This is a genomic window from Paenalicyclobacillus macrosporangiidus (assembly GCF_900116805.1).
In the GTDB taxonomy this organism is placed as follows: domain Bacteria; phylum Bacillota; class Bacilli; order Alicyclobacillales; family Alicyclobacillaceae; genus Alicyclobacillus_H; species Alicyclobacillus_H macrosporangiidus.
Genome location: NZ_FPBV01000091.1, coordinates 1 through 1,173 on the forward strand (window position 1 = coordinate 1; position 1,173 = coordinate 1,173).

General features: G+C 58.1%; 1 protein-coding gene. It reads right to left on the bottom strand.

Annotation, left to right across the window (positions count from 1 at the left end; all coding sequences use genetic code 11):
- Positions 1-174 precede the first annotated feature (174 nt).
- Positions 175-1,173 (bottom strand): transposase (locus BM357_RS18835; RefSeq protein ID WP_139234825.1); only part of this gene is annotated, 999 nt, incomplete at its 5' end.

A 1,173-nucleotide genomic window follows, 5' to 3' on the forward strand; every position in this document is an offset into this window, starting at 1 on the left:
ATATCAGACTGCCAACCGTCGACGAGCATTGCCTTCGGGCCGGGCACTCAACCCAAGAGCCACGGGGCTTGACCGCCTCGTTCATATCAGGGTCTGCTGAACGAGTCTTTTGACCAACCCCAACGGCACTCGGCTCGTATTCTTCGGTATGCTATCTTGACCTGCCGTTGAGCGTTATGTGAGCATCAGTGCTCTGCCAGAAACGCTGGTTGCCATGAACCTGGACAAAATGGCGCAAAAAAGCAGGCGCAGCCGCCGCTCCAGGTTCATCACCAGCAGTTGCAAGGCAATCACCGTTTCACTGGTTTCTCGCAGACGTGCACGGATCAGGCCGAGCCCATACAGGCGCTTGCCTTCGCCAATCTTGCCTTCAATCGCGTTGCGCTCTGCTGCATCCTGCTGCTCGATTCGCTTTTGTTCCACCGCCAAGGATTTCGATGGCCGTCCCAATGCAGGCCCGCTCAATCGAATGCCCCGCTCTTTGCAATAGCGCAGGTTCTCCAGGGTTCGGTACGCCTTGTCGGCCAGCACGGTTTCCGGATAACAACCATACCTCTCCCTGTACGCTTCCACCGCCGCCTGCAACGTCAGACCCTCGTGGAAGTTGTTCCACTCCAACCGTTCCAGCCTCGCATACCCATTCACGAGGCTCACTGCCACCTTGGCCCCGAACTCCACGTTGGCCCGCGCTTTGCCTCGAACGATTGGACGCACATGCGGCTGCGAGATGCTCACGATGCGGTCCTCAATGCGATGCGTGCGCTTGCGATACATCTCCTCTTGCTGTCGGTGGAGCTCGCAAATCACGAGAAGTTGATGGTACTGACGCCGGCTGAGTACGCTCAGCCCGACTTCATCTTTCAACCGCGCAATAATCCGCAGGTCTCGTGCCACAAACCGCAGCTGTTTGCCAATCGCCTTGCGAAGCACCCTCGGACTCACACGACGCGGTTTGGCCACGGCCAGGTACGCTTTGCGTGCCTTCTCACGGTACGTCCGTGGCTTGCGCTTACCGCCTTTCCGTGCTGCATGCAGGACGTCGATGATTTCCTCCAGTTTCTCACGCGCCTCGTTGAGCAGCGACAGGTCTGTGGGATAGGCGATGTCTGCCGGCGCACACGTCGCATCCAAAAGGAGTTTGCCTTGGTTACCCATCTCTTGGGTATTCTCAGC